This is a genomic window from Anabaena sp. UHCC 0399 (genome assembly GCF_034931465.1).
Taxonomy (GTDB): Bacteria; Cyanobacteriota; Cyanobacteriia; order Cyanobacteriales; family Nostocaceae; genus Trichormus; species Trichormus minutissimus.
The window spans coordinates 66,882-90,866 of sequence record NZ_JAYGGZ010000003.1 but is presented as its reverse complement, the minus strand read 5'-3'; the positions used below and the strand labels follow the sequence as shown (position 1 = coordinate 90,866).

Sequence of the window (23,985 nt, the reverse complement as noted above, 5' to 3'; positions counted from 1 at the left end):
CTTGCTCATTTCGGTAGATTCAGCAAGCAAACCGCAGTTTGTTAACTCATTTGCTGCAAATGCTTGCTCATTTCGGTAGATTCAGCAAGCAAACCGCAGTTTGTTAACTCATTTGTTGTAAATGCTTTCTCATTTCAGTAGATTCAGTAAGCAAACCGCAGTTTGTTAACTCATTTGTTGTAAATGCTTTCTCATTTCAGTAGATTCAGCAAGCAAACCGCAGTTTGTTAATTCATTTGCTGTAAATGCTTTCTCATTTCAGTAGAATTAGCAAGCAACATTGGTGGTGAAACAATTAAAAATCACCAGCTAAAGCGGAAACACAGCGATCGCACTATAATAGATGCCCTGCTGATTCTTATATAGTAGTAGAGTAGTCCCTGGGCGATCGCCATTAAACTAAAATCAAGATGGTTTAATCAAGGCATGGGTAGGAAATTGAGCAATGGCCACAGAAACAATTACGCTGCAAATTCCACAAATACTCTATCAACGTTTAGTCAATACTGCCCACGCTCAAAATCGTCCCATTGAAGAGGTAATAGTTCATGCTTTACAGGTAGGAAGTCCACCAGCATGGGATGATGTACCAGAGGAATTTCAAGCTGACATCGCAGCTTTAGATAAACTAGATGACGATAGTTTGTGGTAAATTCTCCGCGAGTTTGACAAGTCTTTTTGACCTCACCCCCAGCCCCTCTCCGACGCGGAGAGGGGAGCAAGAAGTATGATTTTTCGTTTTTGTGGTGAAAAATCAAGTTTTTTGGCAAAAATATACCTAAATACGGAACATTATCCATATTTAGGTATATCAATTTTTAGAATTTACCAGCTAAGGCAGGAACGCATCTTTCACATAACAGGGGATGCTCTGCTGATTCTCCCACATGGGTGGAATAGTTCCAACAGCGATCGCATTTTTCCCCCTCTGCATTCACTATCCCAATTCCCCAGTCTTCTGTTTGCGCGGTAAATTTTAATCCTTGCAATCCTTCCGCAGAGTCTAACACTTCCACCTGAGATGTCAGCAATAAATACCGCAGTTCATCAATACCGTTACCCTTGATTGGGTTAAAGGCTTTGATTGCATCACCTAACTGTTTGTGTGGTATATGAATCAAAGCTTTAGCTTCCAGGGAAGAACCAATCATTTTTTCTACCCTGGCTTGTTCTAACACTTTATTAACATCTGTGCGGAGTTGTCGCAGTGCTTCCCAAAATTCGCCCAATTCTGGATTATGCCATTTCTCATCTACCTGTACCCAGCCAGCTTGAAACACTGATTTATAAGGTGTTTTGTAGGGGAGAAATTGCCAGATATCTTCAGCAGTGTGACATAGAACTGGTGCGATCGCTCGTGCTAAATTCTCTAAAGCGATATGTATGACTGTCTGACAACTGCGACGGCGGAAAGCATCGGTTGCACTGATATACAACCTATCTTTTGCCACATCTAAATAGAAGTTGGATAAATCCACCACGCAGAAATTCTGCACAGTTTGGAAGAAGCGGAAGAATTGGAAACTTTCAAAAGCGTCCGTTACTTCCTGGAATACTTCCCCGATGCGGTGCAGCATATACTTATCTAGCTGCGGTAACTCCTCAAAGGGTACAGCATCTTTTTCCGGGTCAAAATCATGCAAACTACCCAACAAGAACCGCGCCGTATTGCGAATTTTACCTCTGACATCGTTGAGTTGCTTAATGATATTGCCACCCAAACGCACATCAGCAGTGTAATCCACCGACGACACCCACAACCGCAACACATCAGCACCATAGGGTGGTTCTTGTTTCTGGTTTTTTCCACCCAGCATCATCACCTGGGGGTCAACCACATTACCCACCGATTTACTCATCTTCCGTCCTTGTTCATCTAGAACAAAGCCGTGAGTTAACACAGTTTTATAAGGTGCAATGTCATTTACCGCTACGCTAGTCAGCAAACTCGACTGAAACCAACCGCGATGTTGGTCTGAACCTTCCAAATACATATCAGCCGGATAGCGTAACTCTGGACGTTGCTTAACTACAGCTGCCCAAGATGAGCCTGAATCAAACCAGACATCCATAGTGTCTGTACCTCTGCGGTAAGACCGACCATTATTTCTGTAGGACTCTGGTAATAATTCCCCTACCGACAGTTCCCACCAAGCATCAGAACCCTTTTCTGCAATTATCGCTTGGACGTGGTTGATGGTTTCCTCATTTAGTAAAGGTTCGCCGGTTTCCTCATCGTAGAATACCGGAATTGGTACACCCCAAGAACGCTGACGGGAGATACACCAATCAGAACGTTCCGCTATCATGGGCGTGATGCGATTTTCACCTTGGGCTGGAATCCATTTTACAGTAGCGATCGCCTTTAATGCCTCATCCCGAAATCCAGCCACTGAAGCAAACCATTGTTCAGTCGCGCGGAAAATCGTCGGCTTTTTCGTCCGCCAGTCGTAAGGATATTTGTGGGCGTAAGCCTCCTCCTTCAACAGCGAACCCGCAGCCGCCAGCGCATCAATCACCGCCTGATTCCCATCACCCAAGACATTCAACCCAGCAAACTGTCCCGCTTCCTCAGTAAAGTTGCCATTATCATCTACAGGTGCAAGAATCGGCAGACCATAACGCAGACCCACAATGTAATCTTCTTGACCATGACCAGGGGCAGTATGTACCAACCCAGTACCCGATTCAGTCGTGATATAATCACCGCCCACAACCACCGGACTTTCCCGGTCAAATAAAGGATGACGGTAAGTAGTATGTTCTAACTCCTTACCTTTAAAAGTAGCCTTCACCGTCAACTGTGCCGAGATAGTAGCAGCCAAACGCTCCACCAAATCCGCCGCCACGATGAGATACTTAAATCCTCTCTGCGCCTCTGCGTCTGGGCGTGCAACTTCCACCAAAGCATAATTCAACTCACCATTAACCGCCACACCCAAATTCCCTGGAATTGTCCAAGGGGTAGTAGTCCAGATAGCCACACCCAAATCAGGCAAATACTCACCCAAAACTGGTTTAACAGCCTCAGCCAAACCAGTCACAGCAAACGCAGCATAAATACTCCTCGAAGTATGCCCTTCCGGATATTCCAACTCTGCCTCAGCCAACGCCGTCTTAGAACTAGGACTCCAGTGAACCGGCTTCAAACCCCGATAGATGTAACCTTTTAAATACATCTGCCCAAACACGCCAATTTGCGCCGCTTCATATTCCGGCTTCAGCGTCAAATATGGATGATCCCAGTCACCCCAAACACCGTAGCGTTTAAAATTCTGGCGTTGGTCATCAACCGTAGCCAAGGCAAACTCTTGAGCTTTTTGCCGTAATTGCAGAGGTGTTAAATTTTGTCGTTCTGCCGACTTGAGATTTTGCAAAACCTTCAATTCAATTGGTAAGCCGTGACAATCCCAACCAGGCACATAACGCACCTTACGCCCTTGTAGCAGTTGGTAGCGATTAATAATATCTTTGAGAATTTTATTTAAGGCATGACCAATATGAAGTGAGCCGTTAGCGTAGGGAGGCCCATCGTGCAGTATAAATAATTCGCCTGGGTTATTTTGCGACAGGCTCTCAAAAATTTTATTATCTTCCCAGAACTTCTGTATCTCAGGTTCACGCTTGATGGCGTTCGCCCGCATATCAAATTTAGTCTTGGGTAAATTTACTGTATCTTTGTAACTTCCAGGTTCTGTCACAGCTTCATGCCTAAGTTTTATGTGTCCAGGTTCTATCAATTATATTTGATCATCCCTACCTACTAAAATTCCTACCTGAGCCTTTAACCTGTCAAGGGAAGAAGTACATTTTTGAATAACTACAGCGATCGCGTTTTCATTGCACAAATCAAGTAAGTTTAAATATTAGTACAATCATCTGATTCGGATGGCAGCACTTTACACCTACAATTAGATTTTCCAGCTACATAAACTGAATCTGAATTAACCTAACTTTTTATCAACAAAGACTGTAGAGTTTAACTTATGTTTTGACTTGAAAGCAACGCATGGGCGGCATATTACCCTTTATTCATGAAACAAACACCTTCTTTCCCCACTCTTTGTGTTTCTTAGAAGGAGGTGTAAGGCTATGGGGGAAAAGACATCTTTTATCTTTGGCTATCAAACTTGTTTCAATAGGACTGTCTCCTGCGGCCTCAAGTAAAACTCTCCCAAGCCTGGCTGACCAATTTACTCAGCCAACGCCGTTGTTGTTGGTCTAACAGAGGGTCATCAGCTAGTAACTGTGCTGTTAATTCTTCTAAAGATTGACCTTGAGAACGGACGATTTTAATCACTCCAGCGATCGCAGAGGCAACTAATTCTTCATCTACAGGCTTTTGTTTTAAAGCAAAAATTTCTTGGGGACTATCTGGAATGGGATAATTCATGGCGTAGGTTGATCAAAATTACAAAATGGAAAAAAATTTTTGACAAATTATTAAAAATTCTTTACTGAATCTTTATTGAAACCGATAGGGCGGAGTTTAGCGTACTGTATGCCTTTCGCATATCTGCCTGGGTAAGTAGATTGACCGGAGATGTCAGAAAAACATGAAAGAAATTCTTTATCTCGAAGTGCCGATTTCAGATACAGCAACTGTATGCAGTTGGCTGCAATCAGAGTTTGACCCAGGAAATTGGGAGAAAATACTGACTCCCAATGGATTTCGCCTGAAAATATCTAGTAAATATACAACAAGTAGTGCTAATTTTTCCGAAAATTTACCGAAAGAAATTTCTGTATTTGTTTGGTCTGTCCAGAGAACTACTTACCTCAAGGTTTTTCGTTGGGCAGATACACCACTTCCTCAAGAAAAAGCTCTTGTGCAAAGCTTAACGACAGAAATCAGAAAACGTTTTCCCCATCAATATCCAGAACCGCCAGCAATCGATTTATCCCAACAGTCGATTTTTGCAGCACTAGCCCCTTACTATCCTTTGACGGTCAAATTTTTTCAAAAAATGCCCAATGGGGAATATGACCTCAACCGTGCTTACTGGTGGGAACAAAGATGGCGTGAAGGGGTGCGAAATCCCAAGCAGCCGCGTCAGGTGGTGTTCTCTTGTATAGGTGACAGGGGACAGGGGACAGGGGACAGAGAAATACCCAATCATCACTACGACTTGATCTATATCGGGGGCGCACTGGGGGTAATTCATGCGGCGGTGATGGCACAACTGGGTTACAAAGTCTTACTAGTGGAACGTCTGCCTTTTGGCCGGATGAATCGGGAATGGAATATTTCCCGTGATGAAATTCAAAGTTTGGTTAACTTGGGTTTGTTCACGCCAGCTGAATTAGAAACGATTATTGTCCGCGAATATAAGGACGGATTTAATAAGTTTTTTGATGGTAATAATCCAGTTAAACTGCGATCGCCTATCTTACACACGCCTACGGTGTTAAATGTATCTCTAGACTCAGATAAGTTACTGCGTTTGTGTGGGCAGAAGTTAAAGGCCGCAGGTGGCGAAATCTGGGATGAGACGGAATTTCTCCGGGCTGATATTCATGACTCACAAGTTCTAGTCCATCTGAAGCATTTACCGACGCAAGAAGAAAAGCAGGTAAGCGGTCGGCTTTTAGTCGATGCAATGGGAACTGCTTCCCCCATCGCTTGGCAATTAAACGGTGGACGTGCCTTTGATAGTGTCTGTCCGACAGTGGGAGCAGTTATTGACAAGGGCTTTGAGCCTGGTGTTTGGGATTCTCAGTATGGAGACGTGCTTTACAGCCACGGCGATATTTCGCGGGGTAGACAATTAATTTGGGAATTGTTTCCTGGTGCGGGTGAAGAACTGACAATCTATCTATTTCACTACCACGAAGTCAACCCAGAAAACCCTGGTTCTTTGTTGGAGATGTATGAAGATTTCTTCACAATTTTACCAGAGTACCGCCGATGTGATATGGAACAACTGGTCTGGAAAAAGCCGACATTTGGCTACATACCGGGACATTTTAGTGTCGGTAGTAGCGATCGCCAAGTTGCATTTGATAGATTAATTGCGATCGGTGATGCCGCATCTTTACAATCACCCTTGGTATTCACTGGATTTGGTTCTCTAGTACGTAACTTAGAGCGTCTTACCACCCTGTTAAATGTCGCTTTACAGCATGATCTATTGACTCGTCGTCATTTAAACTTAATTCGCGCCTATCAAAGCAACGTTTCTGTAACTTGGCTATTTTCTAAAGGGATGATGGTTCCTACTGGGCAATTTTTACCACCCCAGCGCATCAATGCCATGCTGAATACCTTCTTTGGGTTATTAGCAGATGAACCTCCAGAGGTAGCTGATAATTTCATCAAAGATAGGTGTACTTGGTTGACCTTCAACCGCCTAGCACTGAAAGCAGCTAGCAAAAATCCTGCCTTACTGTGGTGGATTTGGGAACTAGCTGGCCCTAAAGATTTGCTCAGGTGGCTAGGAACTTATGTTAATTTTGGTCGTTATGCCCTAGTTAGTGCTTTACTGAGTGCTTGGTTGCCTAGTTTTCTCATCTGGGTGAAACCTCGGCTAGAACTGCGTTATCCGGGAGCATGGCTGTGGTTATTAACTATTAACTACGCTATCACTACAGGTAGACCGCGATCGCCCCAGCAGGTTGCAAATCAGGAATTACACAACAAGACTCTGCGCTGTGGGGGGGCGTAATACCAATTCAAAATTCGTCTTGAAAATTTGAGCCACTGCGTTGGACGAAGAGAAGTGCGGTCTTCTCTACGAGAGGCTGCGCCAAGGGCTTTGCCCAAGTGGAGCAACTTCGGGGTTTCCCGGCTTGTAGCAAGTGGCGTTCCTAGGTTGGGAAACCCGCCTACAGAACTTTCCGCAAAATTCAAAATTAACATCCTCTTAATTTTGAATTTTGAATTTTAACTTGATTTGTTCCCTATTTATTGACCATTTTGCTTAAAATTTGGTAGTTCCACGGATGCTAAAGACTTGCGTTTCTTCGGTGGATGCTGGGGATATACCACTGGTGAAGGTGATTGAGGAAGATCGTCACCAGCAAAGTCACCCAATAATTCGGGGGGTAAATCACTTAACGGTAATTCCCCCTCATCTACTAGAGATCGTTCTGGATGAAAATACTCTGGTGCTTCAGCAAGGTTCTCTGCGTTCGTGGGGGATAAAGTGAAGGATAATGTTGCGGAATTATTTGTGGGGAGGGTGATGCTTGTAAATGTCTCCACTGGCGATTCTGGTTTCGGTTCTGGTGTGGTTTCTGGTATTTCATCATCTTCAACATCTGTAGCCCAAGTTTCCCATACCTGAGTCTCTACGGGTTGGCTGTCTGGAAGAGGATCTGATGCTGGTGGTGTTGCGGATTTAGTTCCAGACTGGGATGCAAAAAACATTTGGATGAGACTATCTATTTGCTCATCTAGCTCGGATGATGGAGTTACAGAGGAAACATCTTCAGGTTTAATCAAAGACTCATTTTCTACAGCATCCCTTGATAAAGTTGGCTCTGAGGCTGGGGGGGTCTCTGGCTTGACTAGCCAATTCCAAACAGGGGAAGGATTAGGAACAGCGTAATCGCCGCTAAATGGAGGTGGTAATGAAGGCTCACTCTTCACCTGAGCAGCATTTTCTTCTAAAGATTCAGATTCTGCTGACCAAGGTTGAATCGGCTGCGCGTTAGGAAATAGAGAACGAGCTTTCCTCGCAAAACGCGATTTATGGGTGACTGGATTTTCAGGCTTATCATTAGCTGTATCAGGAGAGTCATAACTAGGAATAGATGTCTCTAGTGATTTTTCCAGTGCTGCTTTAAATTGCAAGGTCTGACGCTGCTGTCGCATTAACCTAGTACGTAGCTCCCGACAAGCATTTTCTGATTGCAAGACCTGCTGAGATTGTTCGCTATAGTTAGTTTGTAATAAGGCGCATTCTCGTTCTAACTGAGCAATGCGTTGTTGACTAATTTGTAATTGTGCTTTATAACTATCGATCAGAATTTCTTGACGCTGTGCAGTTTGAGATGTAGTTTCTAGCTGTTGGAATAGCGATTGAATCTGTTCTTGAGCCGCAGACAGTTCCTGTGCTTGTTGATTAAGCATAGATTCCGTGACACTAGAGCGTCTTTTCTGCCATTGCAAAGCTTTTTCTGACTCAGCCAAGTCATCTTTAAGATTTTCTACTTGCTGGTACAAGTCATTATTAGCTGCACGCAGCTCTTCATTTAATGCCAGCAGCTGGTGAAATTCATCTGCGACCTGTGTTTGCTTGTCACTATCAGGCTCTACAACCCAATCTTTTTGGTTAGTGGTATCTTGGGGAAAGTCGGGAGTTTGGGGATGATGCTGTTCATCTGCTGCGGGTTTAAGGAGTGGAAATTTAGCAACGACTGTATTGTCAGCAGGCACAACTGAGTAAAAAGGACAGATCGTTTGTTCTGTTTGTAGAGAATTAGCAGAAGAATTAGGAGATTCCATCACAGTCCTATTATTTGAGGTGTCGGCTTCATTCATCACTCTTGAACCACCCACTTATCAATATTCAGCATTGCTGATTAACTGCTTAGGGGTTAATCTCACAGCGAAGTCATTTTCCCCTAGCGTCAGTAGTTAATCATTGATCAGTGTTCCCCATTTTGCATCTATAACTAATGTCGTTATAACATTATCAACTCACCCCTCGTCAACCTTAGATAACGAGGGGGTTTTGAGATGAAATGCTACAAATATATGATTTGCTGTACAGATACTTAAATATTAAATATTTGGGTTAAAGCTGGCTTGACTTTGGTTAGAAGTGATGTAGTAGCAACCCCCTGGTAGGAATTCACACGCTGGAGAAACACTGTCTCTGTATATAATTTATCAAATACATATTCTATCAAGTCAACAAAAAAGGTAAAAATTTAAAATTTGGGATTGATTAACACATGGGGAAAATCAAATTTAAAGTGGGGCGTGAAGGAAAATAATACTTCTCTGCCCCATTTTGATCACTTGCTTCCCTGGATTATTTTTGAATTTTGTAGGCGCAAGCCTAGCCGTAGGGTATGAGTGAATTTTGAATTGTTAAGGTAGCCAACGGGGGTGAAATCCAATGAGTGGCAGCTTTTCTGGTTTGATGGTACTGATGGCTGTATCAGAAATCGGTAGTAGGGGCATTAACCAGAGACTACTAGTAGCGATCGCCTCGCCATCATCGGTTTTCAAGTTGTTGGCAGATGCTGTAGTAGCATTGGCTTCGGGAACTACTTGGTCAAACAGCAACGCCAAACCATCGGGAGATAAACTCATTTGGACGTTTCTTTGTTCTACAGGCAACACTAACAATGGTTTCTGCTGTTTATTCTTGAGATCAATCGCCACTAAATAAGGTTGTTCTATGTATTGATCTTGAGAGACAAGTTGTGTCAACAAGCAGTAAAGAGTGGGTGAAGCAGGGTCAAACTGACAACTGAGAATAGAACCAGTAGTTTTTAATAAGGATTTCTGAGTACCTTGGTTGGTGACTAAAAACAAATCTCTTGTGAAATCTGTATTAAACTTGACCATTGCGGCCTGAGAACCATCTTTAGAAAATGCCTGCACTAGCCCAAACTGCGGCAGAAAATCTAAGGGTTTGCTAGCATCTTTTTGAAGAGCTAAAATAGCTGCTCCCTGTCCTTGGGCAACAGCTACAGCTTTACTATCAGGAGTAATAATAAAGTCCCCTCCTGGTTGACTTTGTAGGCGTTGGGGTTGAGGTTTTTCCCCAGGTTTGCTGTTAGCTGGCATAAACCACAGTCCAAAGTCGCTGGGGTTATTTCTATTTCCCCGTTGCACAACTATTGTTTGCCCATCTGCCGACAAGTCGAATTTGAGATTTTGATAGTCTTTATTGTCTAAAACTAGCTCAATCAGGCCGGCTGCGGCGGCTCTAGTGTCAGTTTTGGCAGCAATTCCGGTTGTAACAGTATATATTTTGGCTGATAGTAAGTCTTGATTATTACTGGTGCGAGCCGAGAACAGAATTTTTTCCCCATCTGGGAATGCTTTAAAGTCCATCGCTACCAATTCTTTGGGGGTGAGAACTGTTTTTTTCTCTTCCGTCAAATTGTAGAGAATTAAGCGGCCTTTATCTTCTTGATCAGCTCCTATGTAAAGGATGACGCGATCGCGGGTGCTAAACTGCCCTAAAAAAGGCTGTATGACTCGCTCCGTATCTTCTTGATCAGCAAATTTATCTTTAGCTCCTTGCAACTGAACCTTATAATTCGTGCCGTAGGGTGCAGGTGTCAACAGCGTATAAACCATCCGTCGCCCCGCCCAACTAATTTTACCTGCTAGAGGTGGTTCAATCTTTAAGTTATCCTCTACACTTTTTAAGTTCATGGGACGGCTAAAAGCGAGGGTAAAAGAGACATCTTCTGCCCCAATTTGCTGATTTTGCCAAGTAAAATCTCGCACGCGTGCTGCTACGACATCTCCTTGCAAGATGAGTAGTCCAATCAGCAAACTCAGCAGCAACATCAAGGCAATTGCAACCCGATCTAATGGTTGGAGAAAAGCTTTTTTAGTCATTAGTCAACCCCTTAGGGGAATTCAAAATTCACTCATAGCCTGGGGCAAGGCTTACGCCTCCGCAGGAAAGTCTTGCGCCTACAAAATTCAAAATTGTTCGCGTTAGCGTCACGCAGTGAATAACCTCTACCTCCTGCTCCCCTGTCACCTACTAATAGCTATAGGGATTTTCTGGTTGGGGAATCTTTTTCAAGGAACTCGCGGCTATGGTGAGTTGGCGTTTACCGCTTATAGTTTCTGTCATCATTTTGCCTTCTATCTCTAGCCAGGTGTCAGGGGAGTATCTCTCTTGACCTGTTGAGAGTTTGACAGGTAAGCCTATAGGATAAGCATCAGCAGCACAGCAAGTCAGTACAAATCTGGCTACAAATATGTATTCTTTACCTATCTCTGGTGGGTGGATAACAAATCCTTGAACCTTGACTTTTTGACCTGTATATGAGTCTGGTTCAGGGTAAACGCTGAGTGTGCGTACCCAGTCTACAAGCGATCGCTCTTCTGGACGAATGGAAGCACGAAAGGATTGGGGCTGAACGCGAGAGGTTGACAATAAATCTGTCACTCCTCTCTGGAGTGCTTTATCACTAGCAAAGACTTGGGGTGTGATGATTAAACCTAATATCGCTGTGATTAACAGCAAGCTACTACCCCAACCAGGGGCAAAAAAATTAATGTGCTGAGGGTTTGGTGTCACATCACGCTGTCGTCGGCGCGATCGCCATAGTTCTTGTGCTTTCAATAAACCAAGGGCGATCAACGCAACACCACCTAATACCACTAAACTAAAGAAGTTGGGGTGAATTAGCAGGTTCAGCTTGCCATTTAGCCAATATCTCAACATCAACACGCCCCAGGCTGTAATTGCTAAGACATCCAGCCAGGGAAGTAATTTATTTGGATTTGGAGATTTAGTCAAGTCGCTTCGCTCCAATTAAAAATTCAAAATTCAAAATTATTTCCATACTCATTACTCACTCCTACTTAAATAACGTGCAAGTTAATAAACAGGGTGAACAAAAATGTAAGTTGTCCTGCTAAGGCAAATAGGTAAAAGATGGTTTTGGGTTTGAACATGGATAACATCAAGCCGACGCTTTTGATGTCAATCATGGGGCCGAATACCAAAAATGCTAATAAAGACCCAGTGCTAAAGGTGGAGGCGAAGGATAGGGCAAAAAAGGAATCAACTGTAGAACAAATGGATACGACGGCGGCTAACACTAGCATGACCAAAATTGAGGTGATGGGGCCAGCACCGAGGCTGAGAATTAACTCACGGGGGGCTAGCACTTGAATTGCTGCCGCGATCGCACTACCTAAAACCATTACGCCTCCCAATTCTCGCAACTCTTGGATGCTGTTGTCTAGGACTAGATGGAGTTTATCTACTGGGGGTTTACTAGTCGTGAGGGTAGGTTCACCAGCTGGGACTAGGTTGGCATCCAGACGCGTAGTCATACCTGCTCTTCCCCCTAATATGTAAGTCCCAGAACGTAATATAGCAGGAGTATTAGCTCCTTGTTGTCCTAGTTGAGATTTGCCCCGGCGTTTTGGTTCTGGTTTATGGGGGGGATTAAATTTCAAATAACGGGCGATCGCCGGTTGCACTATGGGTTGCAAGTCTGTTTGAAAACTAAACACATAGCCGATAATGGTGGCAATTAATAAAGAAAATACCACTCTGAGGACTACGATTTCTGGCTGATCGCGAAATGCTGTCCACGTTGCCCAAATTACAATCGGGTTGATTGTTGGTGCTGCTAGTAAAAAACCAACTGCTACAGGTGTGGGTACTCCTTGCATCAGCAACCGCCTTGCTACCGGCACATTGCCACATTCACACACCGGAAACAAAAAGCCTACCAGACTGCCGACTAAAGCACCAAATAGGGGGTTTTTGGGCATTCTTTCTACTAGTTTGCGCTCATCAACAAAAAACAGCAGCACGCTAGAGAATAAAACCCCTAGAAGCAAAAAAGGCATCGCCTCGACTAGCAGACTCAGAAATATAGTGAAACCATTGTTCAGTTGATTCATGGGTGTCGCAGTCAAAAGCGGTTTGAATTTTTGAGGTTATGCCTAGTCATTCTATCTGAATGGGGATCAAACACATTTAGGTACAATACAACATATTGAAAACACTAAGTAGAGATTTGCTTGGGAGTTTTATGTCAATACTAATGTCATTGACTTGTAATAGACAGGGGTGTTGATTTGGGTGGATGTACTAGTAATGACCATCTTGATGATTGTTTCACCTCCACAATAGTTCCTAGTTTTGTGTATGAGGTGCTTAACTAGTACAGCACGGCGTGAATAAGCAGACCATTTCAAAACAGCAAAAGCCTTTGTATATTAAACTTTTGACTTTTGACTTTTGACTTCCGCCTTGCGGTACTAGGCTGTCATTTAACTACCTAATATTTATACTTACCGTACAATAACGCTTGATTGGGTTATCTTCTGGACTGGTTCATAAAGAATTCATCGTCTTTTAACATTTGGGGATCGCTCTAAGTTATTAATAGTCATGATTTTTGTGATTCCTGTGAAAATAAAATTTTAGTGTTGGTTGAATTTCTACTATAAAAACTCTCAATCGGCAAGACCAATTTGGAAAATCGTTAATTATATGTAAGTATTTTCACGATAATCATCCAGTCTCAAGGATAGAGTTTAGAGACTCTTACGGATCGGCGTACATCCAGGGACTAGCTAAAATAACTAAAAAGCCGATAGATCAGGGTGTTTTCTTTTGCTTTCTGGTATTAGTGTCAATAGCCAATGTAAGGCATAAAATATTAGCTGATTATTGGCCAATTTTGGTCAAAATGAGAGTTTAATAAAGTGTCAAAAAAGTTTTGTTCCCAAATATCACCACCAGTTTTATCTGTTGGTAGCGATCGCGATCTAGGTTTAGAGTCAAGCCTGCAAGAACTACCAATGTACACCTTTGACGTGGAAGTTAGTTTTACCGGTGCAGAAGTAGCGAAGTATTTTGATAAATATCCCTCACTCCCAGGGGTAATTTTAGTAGAACAGGGCAAATTTCGGGGAATGATTTCTCGGCGGCGACTGGTGGAGTTTTTGATTCGTCCCCACGGACAAGATTTATTTGCTAAAGAATCCTTAGATGTTCTCTACAGTTATGCTCGAACAGCGATATTGCAACTACCTGAGACAACGCCAATTTTAACAGCCATGCACCATACACTGAAGCGATCGCCTGAATTTCTGGCAGAACCATTAGTAGTGCAGACAGCAGAAAGTACCTACAAATTATTAGATTCCCATGAACTCAATATTGCCGCTTGGCAAATTCGCGGTATCGAAACTCAGGTGCGCTACGAACGTAGTCAAGCCCAAATGATTCAAAATGATAAAATGGCAAGCCTCGGAAGGTTAGTAGATGGGGTAGCCCACGAAATTTTAGACCCTGTAGGTTTTATCTGGGGTAACTTAACTCATATCTCCAACTACAGCCAAGATTTACTGAAACTGATAGCTGCTTACGAAAACAATTTACCTCAAGCTTGCGAGGTAATAAATTTTCTTAAAGAAGAAATAGAATTTGATTATTTAGCACAAGATTTATCTAAAGCCTTAACTAGCGCACGCAGTGGCGCAGAAAGATTAAAAAAACTTGTCACTAGTTTACAAAATTTTTGTCATATTGATGCAGTTTATCCTAAACCAGTAGATTTGCATACCTGTATAGATAGCATTGTAATTTTAATAAAAAGCCGTTTAAAAGGAGAAATCAAAATTATTAAGAATTACGGTAAACTACCGCCAGTTCCTTGCTTTATTGGCCAATTAAATCAAGTGTTAATGAATATTTTAAGTCAAGCTGTTGATAGCTTACTAGATGAAGCAGTACGGCATCAACTGCAACCAGATTGTAGCCAAAATATTAAACAAGCAGAAATTATCATTACTACAGAAGTTATTTCTCAAGCAGCAAAAGCCCCAGATTCCCCTGATTCTCGCTGGGTTTCTATTTGCATTGCTGACAATGGGGTAGGAATATCTGATGAGTTACAGAAACAAATCCTCGAAAGTTTTTCTGTCGAAAAAAGAGCCGATAAAGAAACAAGTTTAGCAGTCAGTTATCGCATTATCACTGCTAGGCACGGGGGTAATCTAAATTTCCGTTCCCAACCAGATATAGGTACGGAATTTGAAATTTTATTGCCTTTATTGTAGTCATTATCTTCATTTCTAGACTTAAAGATTTATTATGGTGTTGTTTTACTCATGTTGCCTAACAATGACTCTCACTAATACCCCTAACCACCACTCACCTCTCCCCAATCTCTAATTACAGAAAATAGGGCAGAATAATCATCATTAGCAAACGACATTTTCATGGCTGTTTGGAGAATTTTCTGCACATTTTCAACACTGCTGAGATCCAAACCTAGAGATTGGGCTTCAGAAATAAATAAATCTGTATCTTTGAGCAAGTGTTTAGTAGGAAAATTCGGGTTGCGATAATTTCCATCTAACATACGCGGTAGTTTTTTATCGAAGGTAGGCGCATACAACGCACTATCGCGCAATACTTCCATAAATTTGTCCACGTCAATTCCTTGACGCTGCACAAAGGCTAAACTGAGAGCAAAGCTTGTAGTTAGAGAACCAATTAGCTGATTTAAGGCTAATTTCAACCCAGATGCAGTTCCCACCGGCCCTATGAGTATAGGTTCTGTCCCAAAATTTTTGAGTAAATTTAAGTGTCGTTCATATTGTTGTGGTTGCGCCCCTACCATCACCGTTAGCGTCCCTGCTTTTGCTTCGGGGATGCTACCCAATACGGGGGCTTCTATATATTCACCCCCACCCCCAACTATAGAATCGCGGATTTCCTGGCTTTGTGTTGGGGTAATTGTTCCCATCTGGATGATAGTACGCCCTGCCAAAGTCCGCCAAGAGGTGTCCGATAGCAGGACATGGTAAATTGCTGCGGCGTTCGTCAACATGAGAATGACGCACTCAGCTTCCCGAATAGCATAGCGGGGATGTGTAACGACTTCTGCCCCGGCTGCTTGCAGGGGTGCTAGTTTTTCTGGGGTACGGTTGTAAGCAATTACCTCTACATTTGCTGCTAACAATCTTTGGGCCATTGGTAGTCCCATTAGTCCAGTTCCCAGAAATGCCACCTTCATTTTTCACTTTCCTTTAGTAGACCATAGGCGAGGCCATAATTTAGACATCGCGTTTTTATTGTTGGATGATGAGCAGTTAGGAAGTAGGTACTCTTGATACCATCCTCAATTTACCTAGTACATAGCGTAAGCGGAGTCTGTGGGTAAATTTTTATTTTGTATCAGTTTTTCTACTCCCCAAAGTCTGACTAAGCAATTAGCCACCTGCGGCAAAACTCACCATAATGATTACTGATAACAAGATACCGGGACTAAGTAGTGTTACTAACATTAACAGGTCATGGGCAGACATAATTATTACTCCGATTGTTGACTCGGCTTCATAGCAATCACTGTTATGCTAGTCCATATCTGGCTAATACAGCATTCTTAAAGAGAGTTTTAATTTTTCACTCTTACTTTTACTCTGGCACAGTTAAGCCTTTTAGGGTTTGAGAAGTGTTGTGTTTGGGTAATCCCTTGCTTTGAATTAAAACTCCAAAATTCCCTAGTCCTGTGGGGTCAATTAGTTGGTGTAGTGATTCTCGTCGTTGTAGCAGTTGAGAAAGGGGTATTTCTTGATAGGAAAGGGCTGCAATGCGATTTCCTAAGCCCAAGGACATCAAAAATAAACCCTGCTGTGTAAAACCAACTTTCTCTAAACCACAGGACTCACCCCATCGTTCTAAAGCGGTAAAGTCAACATGGGCTGTGATATCTTGCCGCCCAATATTGATATAAGGGTTGTTGTGATGACGATGGTGATAATAGCATTGGAGCGTTCCTTGCGATCGCCTGGGATTATAATAACGGCTGGCAGGGTAGCCATAATCAATTGTTAACACATACCCCCGTTGCAAGCGGTCGGCTACTATACTCAACCAGTCTAAAGCAGCTAAATTAATTTCGCTGCGATAGCCATCCTCATAACCACCTTGCGGAAAATTAATCCCTACTAAATCAAAATATGCTGCTAGGAGGGGGGTAGAGGGTGCATCTGTGATTTCTGTAAAGGATGGAGTTACGCTTTCATCTACCTGTTTTTCCCGAATGGTGACGTAAATTTCTCGCAGTTCACCGGAATCTAAGATAAACTGATGCACCGGTAAAGCATCTACTAACTCGTTAGAGAAAAAACAGCCAACAATTGAGTTAGATGATATATCTTCCCAGCTACACCAGCGCACGGGAAACTCTTGTAAGCGTTGCTGCTGTTCTTGTTGTAAGCCTGGGGATTTTTCAATAATTAGATACTCCAACACCGAGAAAAAATCTGGATGCTGCTGCTGAGTGTATTGAAGAATATGTAACGCTAACAATCCTTGACCTGCGCCCATTTCTACCAAATAAAAGGGTACAGGTTGCCCTAAAATTTCCCACATTTGCAGAAATTGTTCTGCTAATAACTCCCCAAAGTCAGATTCGAGATTGACGGAGGTGAAAAAATCACCTCCCTTAAACCCAATTTTGACTGCATTGCTGGAATAGTAGCCATATTCAGGGTGATATAGCAGCATATCCATGTATTCAGCAAAAGTAATTCGTTGTTGAGGACTGGTACTAATTCGATGGGCGATGGCTGTATGCAGTGCCAAATTAGAATCCATAGATAACAGGGGATAGGGAACAGATGACAGGTGACAGGGAACGAAGAGACGACCGCACTGGCGCACCTATCATCCATCACTCATATTTAACTTTCCAAAATTTCAGGGGATGTGGCTAAAGTTCTCGCCCCTACTTGCATCAGTTCTATATCTGATTGTGACCAATCACGAGTTCCTTGACATTGATGGGCTACGAGTAATCCCCACAAGCCTCTGGGGATCAAAACGGGTACTACTAGGTTAGCCCGGACTTGTAAACTGCGGAGAAAATCTCGGTGACAAGTTGCGATTGGTTCTGTTTCAATATTAGCGATCGCTTTGACTCTGCCTGCTAAATACAATCCTGCATACTCATCATTAAAACACTCATCAGCCCCAGTTGAACCTAATATAGAGAACTCTGGAGAACTTAAGGCCTCAAAAGTTACCTGTCCATGCCATTGCCAGTAAAAGTAATATAAAACTAAGCGATCGACCTGAAGTGATTCTCTCAGTTCGTTCGTCGTTTGTCGGATTAATGCGTCCCTTTGCATTTTTTGGACAAGACGATTCAGGATTCTTTTTAAGCCATCTTCCGTAGGAGTATTTGAGCTAGGATCAAATTCTGCGTGAGAATGGATTTGCACAGGTTTAAAATTTATAAATACAGATAGAAGGGTCAGTTTTATATAGAAATTTATCAGATTCTATTAATAAATTATATTTACTCAAACAAGCAAATAAAATTTCATAGAAATAGAACAAATACTAAATAAAACTTTAGGTAAGTTATTATTGGCAATCTTAATTTATATAACTTTTTCAGAAAACTAATAATAATTAATTAAGAATTAATATTTGAAAATTTTTAATGCTGATCTAGGCAATCTTATCTAATTTGTGGTATTGGAAGAAAGTAGAACCCTGGCTTTCAAAACCAGAGTTCTCCACGCTTACTTACCTCTACTGGGTTCGCGATAGCGTTGCCTAGCAAAGCAAGCTACGCGTAACGTGTCCAAAAGACCAATGATTTAGGATTGGGCATTGCCTACCCTATGAACACTATCTGTCAACAGACCCCATGATTACGTCGATACTACCGAGAATCACTACAACGTCTGCAACTTTCATGCCACGTAACAAATGAGGCAGAATTTGGAGGTTATTGAAATCTGCTGGACGAATCTTCCACCGCCAAGGAAAGACGTTATCATCACCAATCAGATAAATACCTAGTTCGCCTTTGCCGCTTTCTACACGGGCGTAAATTTCACCTTTGGGCATTTTGAAGGTGGGAGAAACTTTCTTACCAATGTATTGATAATCAAAGGCATCCCATTCTGATTTTTTCCCAGCCATTAAACGCTTGGCTTCTAGATTTTCGTAGGGGCCTCCGGGTAGTCCTTTGAGGGCTTGCTTGAGAATCTTCACAGATTCGCGCATTTCCCGCATCCGCACCATGTAACGCGCCATGCAATCACCGGTAGTTTCCCACTGCACGTCCCAATCAAAATCGTCGTAGCATTCGTAGTGGTCAACTTTCCGCAAATCCCATTTCACGCCAGAAGCGCGTAACATCGGGCCAGACAGCCCCCAGTTAATAGCTTCTTCACGGCCAATAGTGCCAATACCTTCAATACGACGGCGGAAAATGGGGTTATTGGTAACTAACTTTTCGTATTCATCGATGACGGGTAAGAAATAATCACAGAATTCCATGCACTTATCTACCCAGCCATAGGGCAAATCAGCAGCTACACCACCCACGCGGAAGTAGTTATTGTTGACCATGCGGTAGCCTGTAGCAGCTTCCCATAAATCATAAATCATCTCCCGTTCGCGGAATTGGTAGAAGAAGGGAGTTTGTGCGCCTACATCAGCTAGGAATGGACCGAACCACAGCAGATGGTTAGCGATGCGATTCAATTCCAGCATAATGACGCGGATGTAGCTGGCGCGTTTGGGTACAGTCACACCTGCCAATTTTTCTGGCGCGTTGACGGTGACAGCTTCATTGAACATCCCTGCTGCATAGTCCCAGCGACTAACGTAGGGGACGTACATTACAGTGGTGCGGTTCTCGGCAATTTTTTCCATGCCTCGGTGTAGGTAGCCAATCACCGGTTCACAGTCAACAACGTCTTCACCATCCAAAGTGACAATTAACCGCAAAACCCCGTGCATGGAGGGATGGTGTGGCCCCATGTTCAGCACCATAGGTTCAGTGCGGGTTTCTATTCTTGCCATAAATTCCGTGTTCTCCCATTAGAAAATTGTGAATTGAACCGCGTATATGCCATCCAGACAGGATTTTTCGTGTCTGCCAATGTTGTCATGTTCGTAGAGGCAATATCTTGGGGCAAGCCCGGCATTTATTGCCCATACGGGAGTATGTTGGAGAGATGGGGGCAGCTGAGGGCTTTTTCTTGATGTTGCATTTTGTTTCACTTCTTCAACTATTATATGGAAGCTCGATAACCAATAAATTAAGGCACTGGATTTTTTCATCTCTCATGGGAGGAGAGGTGACAGGTGACAGGTGACAGGTGACAGGTGACAGGAAAGAAGCAGAGGTGCGGAGGAGACAAGAAATGATTTTTTGACTTTTTTCTGCCCAATACCCAATGACTGTTGATGTTAAACCAGTAATTTTGCTATTAAATTTGAATTTACCAGAAAAAATAGTGCTATATATTTTTGCTTTTAATTGTAACTTTATATGCACTGGCAAATAGAGTATTGTAGATGTTCTACATTCAGTATTTCAATGCTAGATGCTGCTTATTCATGCGATCGCTCGATTTTCAGTTTATTCACCCATCCGTTAATTTAGATGATTTTAGATGTTTATTATTACCACAATTAAAACTAAACTAAATGGCTAATTATTAACTAAGAATAATTGATTCTGATTTTTAAATTATCCTATAATCCTCTATCTTTTTGTGCTAAATCTCATGAATTCTCATTCTGCTAACTTGCCAGCTATCGAAGAACCGACATTTTCCCATTTACCAGTTTTACCGCAGGAAGTAATCACAGGTTTAGCACTACGCCCAGGCGGACACTATCTGGATGCAACGGTAGGCGGCGGTGGTCATAGTCGTTTGATTTTAGGGGCTGTACCGGATATACAGCTAACGGCTATTGACCAAGATGAGGATGCTTTAGCCGCAGCTAAAAAAGAGTTAGCAGAGTTTGGTGATAGGGTAAAGTTTATTCGCAGCAATTTTGCGACTTATAAATTTCCTGTTGCCAGTTTTGATGGCATTCTCGCGGATTTGGGTGTGAGTTCTTATCACTTAGATACACCAGAACGAGGTTTTAGCTTTCGTCACACGGCTAGTTTAGATATGCGAATGGATCAAAGGCAATCTTTGACTGCGGCTGATGTGATTAATGAGTGGGATGAGAAAGAATTAGCAGATATTTTCTTTAAATACGGAGAAGAACGACTATCACGGCGTATTGCCAAGCGCATTGTCGAAAAACGACCATTGCACACAACTACAGAATTGGCTGAAGCGATCGCAAGTTGTGTACCACCTAAGTACCGCTATGGTAGAATTCACCCGGCTACCCGTGTGTTTCAAGCTTTACGAATAGTGGTTAACGATGAGTTAAAGTCCCTAGAAACTTTTTTGGAGACTGCACCCAAAGCTTTAGTTACAGGTGGCAGAATCGTTATTATCAGTTTCCATAGTCTAGAAGACCGCTTAGTGAAGCATGGGTTACGTAATTCACCTCTGTTAAAAGTGTTGACTAAAAAGCCAATTATTGCGATTGACGCAGAAATTAGTGATAATCCGCGATCGCGTTCTGCCAAACTCAGGATAGCAGAGAGAGTGGTGAGTGCTGAGTAGTGAGTGCTGAGTGCTGAGTAGTCATTAGTCATTAGTTACGACACCCAAAAGCAAAAGAGGGAGTAATTAAGCTCCCTCTTCAAAGGCAAGATAATAATTAAATTGGAAACAGACCTTAGTTATATGCGCTCTTTCGGTAGCATTGCTATGGGATTAATTGCTCCCTTACCTGCTGCGTGAATTTCAAAATGCAGGTGAGGTCCAGTGCTAAAACCAGTGCTACCCATGTTGGCAATATGCTGTCCTTTGCGTACCTCTTGACCTGCTCGTACAAAAATTTTGCTGTTGTGAGCATAACGAGTTAACGTACCATCGGCATGACGGATATCTACAAGATTGCCATAGCCACCCTTATTCCAACCAGCTTTCTCAACAATGCCATCAGATGCTGTAACAATCGGTGTACCAACACCGTTGGCAATATCAATACCTCTGTGCATTCTTCCCCAACGCCAACCATAGCCAGAGGTGAGTACACCTTTTGCTGGCCAAGTGTAGGTTGCAGAAGAATCTGATGGAAGAGGTGTGCTTTCATCAATTGTTCTGGGTAAATATTGGTCTACCGCAGCTAAAGGAGGTAGCTTGGTTGGAGAAACAGTAGTTCCTCTCATTCTTCCTAAAGAGTCCGAAGCATTAACACCAGATGGAGGTGTTGCTACTCTTATACCCGATGAATTACGGGATGGTGACAACTGGTTAGCTCCATTGTTAGGCAAGAACTCTGGATTAACTGGCTCGTTATTTAGAGGACGAGTAGCACGGAATTCCGGCTTAACTGGTTGGTTAGCGTAGCCAGGTGTTATGGGAGTAGGAACAGCAATCGGGATGGAAAATTCTGTTTGATTAGAAACAGGTCTAGAAACTGCCAAGCCATTGGGGGTGGCTACGGGAATGGGTACAGCCGCATCTTCTCTTTCTGAAGATGCGTTATTTGCAGAATTCTGAGCGCGGTATTTTGCTTGCAATCTCTGAATTTCTGCTTGTAAGCTACGGAGTCGCTCGTTTTTTGCACTGGCTACTCTGTCATTCGTCTTTTTGGGCTTCTGGATTTCTACAAAAGCTCTGGGAATTGGGGTGTCTCCACCCATACTTTGAGTAACGCGATTATTAGCAGTTGTTTCTAGCTCAACTGGGGTAGTTGCTTGGTTTTGGCTCTCTTCAGTTGCTGTTGTTGGCACAGCGAGACTGGTGTTATCAGCTAAAACAGGTGTTTGTGAAGTAATCGGTTGGGAATTAATGCTAGTGGTTTTTACAGGAATACTAGCTACTTCAGAATTAATCCCGTACTGTCTATTTATTGGGTTCTGAGCAACAGGAATCACCAATTGTTGGCTAATTTGCAACTGATTGGGATCACTGATTCCATTGGCTTTAACTAGTTCTGAAACAGAAGTATTGTATCTGCTAGCGATCGCAGCTAGGGTATCTCCTGGTTTGACCTCGTATCTTGCTTGTTGGGATGGCGCAGTAATTTTGGGTGCAACTATTGGTGCAGTTGTTGCTGGTGGCTGCACCGGGATAGTAATCGCTTGTGGCTGTTTTACACTTGTTACCAGATTATCTTGATTACTCGTGATACGAGTTGGCGACTGTTCGATAACTGTGCCGTTAGTGCTGAGAGGGGGCAGCTGATTGGCTATAGCCGTTGGCTGCTTCAAGCCAGAGGTATTTTTTGATAAATCTTTTGACTCCTCAGACCGCAACTCCGCCAGACTTTTTCTTAAACGGTTCGATTTTTCTTGGAGGCGATTAAGAGCAAACTCTTGCTGTGCCTTCAATTGAAGATTCATTTCACCACTAGCAGCTGCACTATCTGCGGCCTCTGTTTGTGGCTGGGTTTTTATAAATGCAGTTTGTTCACCATTAACATCGTTAGTTTTAGCAAGCTGCTCTACAGAGTCTTTAGCTTGCTCTTGCTGTGACTGTTGGTTTTGCTGGTCTATGGAAGTTTTGTAAGTTACTAAATTTTGAGAAAGAGTTTCTGAGGTAGAAGTTGGCACAGACATTCCACTTGCCAAAACTTGCCATTTAGCTTCAAGCCCAGGCAATTGTGAAACTGCTGTCGGTTCAAATATGACAGGATTCTCTGGCACGCTTGCTGATAAGACTACTGGAGTCCCCAGCTTTGTGGGAGCAAATTTCACTTGATTATCAGAGGCAGCAGGAGCAGTTGAGGCGGCTTTTTGGCTGCCTACAGGTGCTGCGGCTTGGGCTTGATCGCTTTGCCGAGTCACCAAAAGGCTGGTTGCTCCCATCGAGATTGCTAAACCAATCATGGCTACTTGTGTCCGCGCTCGACGATTCGCCTTATTGTTCGCCACGTTTAGTTGATCCATTGGGGCATCATCGTTGCTTGGGGTATTTTTCAACACAGCCTTTACTCTTTTTTTCAATGCTCGTTTCAAAGACGACCTCCTATGATCAATAGTGCTTAACTGACCTAGATTTTTCAGTTGGAACTAGTCAACGATCTAGATCACATCACACGATAGATCAAGATCACTTTTACCAGAGATACATAGGCAAGATTAACCTGGTTCTCTGATTTAGACAAGTTCACACCTGTTAGCAAAACTTAAAAAGTTGCTATGCTGACTTGTCCGTTCGACTCCTCACCCCCTCACGCAGTTTGCTGTTCTCAGAGTTGTCTTAGCTTACTCTTGCTTTTGGCGGTCTGACTAGAAAATACATGATACCTTCCAAGGAAACAGTCGCTGTGAGCAATTCTCACTAAGACTTCTGGAATAGCGATGCCCCTTGATGTAAATATCTTCAAGGGTTTTTTAGCAGATCCGTCTACCCAACACGAGACTTTACGTTGATTATTCCCTAAAAAACAACCGTACAAACTTATAACC

At 42.8% G+C, this 23,985-nt stretch carries 15 protein-coding genes; 4 read left to right on the top strand and 11 right to left on the bottom strand.

Annotated features, from left to right (window positions below; genetic code table 11):
* Positions 1–445: 445 nt before the first annotated feature.
* Positions 446–652, top strand: coding sequence for a hypothetical protein (locus VB693_RS02270; protein WP_323264878.1), 207 nt, complete (start codon positions 446–448; stop codon positions 650–652).
* Positions 653–818: 166 nt separating this feature from the next.
* Here VB693_RS02270 and ileS read toward each other — a convergent pair whose 3' ends face one another.
* The gene (gene ileS / locus VB693_RS02265; RefSeq protein ID WP_323264877.1) at positions 819–3,701 is read right to left on the bottom strand and encodes an isoleucine--tRNA ligase; all 2,883 of its coding nucleotides are present in this window, start codon (positions 3,699–3,701) and stop codon (positions 819–821) included.
* 458 nt (positions 3,702–4,159) lie between these two features.
* Positions 4,160–4,393 carry a hypothetical protein gene (locus tag VB693_RS02260; RefSeq protein WP_190700517.1) on the bottom strand — a complete coding sequence of 78 codons (234 nt, stop codon included), beginning with the start codon at positions 4,391–4,393 and terminating at the stop codon, positions 4,160–4,162.
* Positions 4,394–4,556: 163 nt separating this feature from the next.
* Between VB693_RS02260 and VB693_RS02255 the strand changes: the two genes are divergently transcribed.
* Positions 4,557–6,665 carry a flavin-dependent dehydrogenase gene (locus VB693_RS02255; protein ID WP_323264876.1) on the top strand — a complete coding sequence of 703 codons (2,109 nt, stop codon included), beginning with the start codon at positions 4,557–4,559 and terminating at the stop codon, positions 6,663–6,665.
* A 239-nt stretch (positions 6,666–6,904) separates the two neighbouring features.
* Here the strand turns inward: VB693_RS02255 and VB693_RS02250 are convergent, their stop codons facing one another.
* From VB693_RS02250 to VB693_RS02235, 4 genes are all read right to left on the bottom strand, one after another.
* The gene (locus VB693_RS02250) at positions 6,905–8,485 is read right to left on the bottom strand and encodes a hypothetical protein (RefSeq protein WP_323264875.1); all 1,581 of its coding nucleotides are present in this window, start codon (positions 8,483–8,485) and stop codon (positions 6,905–6,907) included.
* Positions 8,486–9,040: 555 nt separating this feature from the next.
* On the bottom strand, positions 9,041–10,531 hold the full coding sequence (locus tag VB693_RS02245) for a hypothetical protein (RefSeq protein ID WP_323264874.1): 1,491 nt from the start codon (positions 10,529–10,531) through the stop codon (positions 9,041–9,043).
* Between the two features lie 151 nt (positions 10,532–10,682).
* Positions 10,683–11,447, bottom strand: a complete 765-nt coding sequence (locus tag VB693_RS02240) for a TIGR03943 family putative permease subunit (protein WP_323264873.1) — start codon at positions 11,445–11,447, stop codon at positions 10,683–10,685.
* Positions 11,448–11,512: 65 nt separating this feature from the next.
* Entirely contained in the window at positions 11,513–12,568 is a 1,056-nt protein-coding gene (locus VB693_RS02235) for a permease (RefSeq protein ID WP_323264872.1), read from the bottom strand.
* An 810-nt stretch (positions 12,569–13,378) separates the two neighbouring features.
* Here VB693_RS02235 and VB693_RS02230 point away from each other — a divergent pair.
* A complete protein-coding gene (locus VB693_RS02230) occupies positions 13,379–14,737 on the top strand; it encodes a sensor histidine kinase (protein ID WP_323264871.1) in 1,359 nt (452 codons plus the stop codon).
* A gap of 83 nt (positions 14,738–14,820) precedes the next feature.
* Here the strand turns inward: VB693_RS02230 and VB693_RS02225 are convergent, their stop codons facing one another.
* The 4 genes from VB693_RS02225 to VB693_RS02210 all read right to left on the bottom strand — a co-directional run bounded on the left by VB693_RS02225 (position 14,821) and on the right by VB693_RS02210 (position 19,511).
* Positions 14,821–15,699: an NAD(P)-dependent oxidoreductase gene (locus VB693_RS02225; RefSeq protein WP_323264870.1), complete on the bottom strand. Its 879-nt coding sequence runs from the start codon at positions 15,697–15,699 to the stop codon at positions 14,821–14,823.
* A 401-nt stretch (positions 15,700–16,100) separates the two neighbouring features.
* The gene (locus VB693_RS02220; RefSeq protein ID WP_323264869.1) at positions 16,101–17,285 is read right to left on the bottom strand and encodes a class I SAM-dependent methyltransferase; all 1,185 of its coding nucleotides are present in this window, start codon (positions 17,283–17,285) and stop codon (positions 16,101–16,103) included.
* Between the two features lie 86 nt (positions 17,286–17,371).
* Positions 17,372–17,911, bottom strand: a complete 540-nt coding sequence (locus tag VB693_RS02215; RefSeq protein WP_323264868.1) for a GAF domain-containing protein — start codon at positions 17,909–17,911, stop codon at positions 17,372–17,374.
* 415 nt (positions 17,912–18,326) lie between these two features.
* Positions 18,327–19,511, bottom strand: coding sequence for an NAD(P)H-quinone oxidoreductase subunit H (locus tag VB693_RS02210; protein ID WP_323264867.1), 1,185 nt, complete (start codon positions 19,509–19,511; stop codon positions 18,327–18,329).
* Positions 19,512–20,221: 710 nt separating this feature from the next.
* Between VB693_RS02210 and rsmH the strand changes: the two genes are divergently transcribed.
* Positions 20,222–21,127, top strand: coding sequence for a 16S rRNA (cytosine(1402)-N(4))-methyltransferase RsmH (rsmH, locus tag VB693_RS02205; protein ID WP_323264866.1), 906 nt, complete (start codon positions 20,222–20,224; stop codon positions 21,125–21,127).
* Between the two features lie 119 nt (positions 21,128–21,246).
* On the opposite strand, the gene VB693_RS02200 is transcribed toward rsmH, so the two are convergent.
* Positions 21,247–23,463, bottom strand: coding sequence for a peptidoglycan DD-metalloendopeptidase family protein (locus VB693_RS02200; protein ID WP_323264865.1), 2,217 nt, complete (start codon positions 23,461–23,463; stop codon positions 21,247–21,249).
* Between the last annotated feature and the right edge of the window lie 522 nt (positions 23,464–23,985).

Excerpts from the sequence above, each read along its gene's own strand:
- VB693_RS02245 (WP_323264874.1), bottom strand. The coding sequence starts at position 10,531 with ATGACTAAAAAAGCTTTTCTCCAACCATTAGATCGGGTTGCAATTGCC.
- VB693_RS02225 (WP_323264870.1), bottom strand. The coding sequence starts at position 15,699 with ATGAAGGTGGCATTTCTGGGAACTGGACTAATGGGACTACCAATGGCC.
- rsmH (WP_323264866.1), top strand. The coding sequence starts at position 20,222 with ATGAATTCTCATTCTGCTAACTTGCCAGCTATCGAAGAACCGACATTT.
- VB693_RS02235 (WP_323264872.1), bottom strand. The coding sequence starts at position 12,568 with ATGAATCAACTGAACAATGGTTTCACTATATTTCTGAGTCTGCTAGTC.
- VB693_RS02220 (WP_323264869.1), bottom strand. The coding sequence starts at position 17,285 with ATGGATTCTAATTTGGCACTGCATACAGCCATCGCCCATCGAATTAGT.
- VB693_RS02210 (WP_323264867.1), bottom strand. The coding sequence starts at position 19,511 with ATGGCAAGAATAGAAACCCGCACTGAACCTATGGTGCTGAACATGGGG.
- VB693_RS02260 (WP_190700517.1), bottom strand. The coding sequence starts at position 4,393 with ATGAATTATCCCATTCCAGATAGTCCCCAAGAAATTTTTGCTTTAAAA.
- VB693_RS02250 (WP_323264875.1), bottom strand. The coding sequence starts at position 8,485 with ATGAATGAAGCCGACACCTCAAATAATAGGACTGTGATGGAATCTCCT.
- VB693_RS02200 (WP_323264865.1), bottom strand. The coding sequence starts at position 23,463 with ATGGATCAACTAAACGTGGCGAACAATAAGGCGAATCGTCGAGCGCGG.
- VB693_RS02270 (WP_323264878.1), top strand. The coding sequence starts at position 446 with ATGGCCACAGAAACAATTACGCTGCAAATTCCACAAATACTCTATCAA.
- VB693_RS02255 (WP_323264876.1), top strand. The coding sequence starts at position 4,557 with ATGAAAGAAATTCTTTATCTCGAAGTGCCGATTTCAGATACAGCAACT.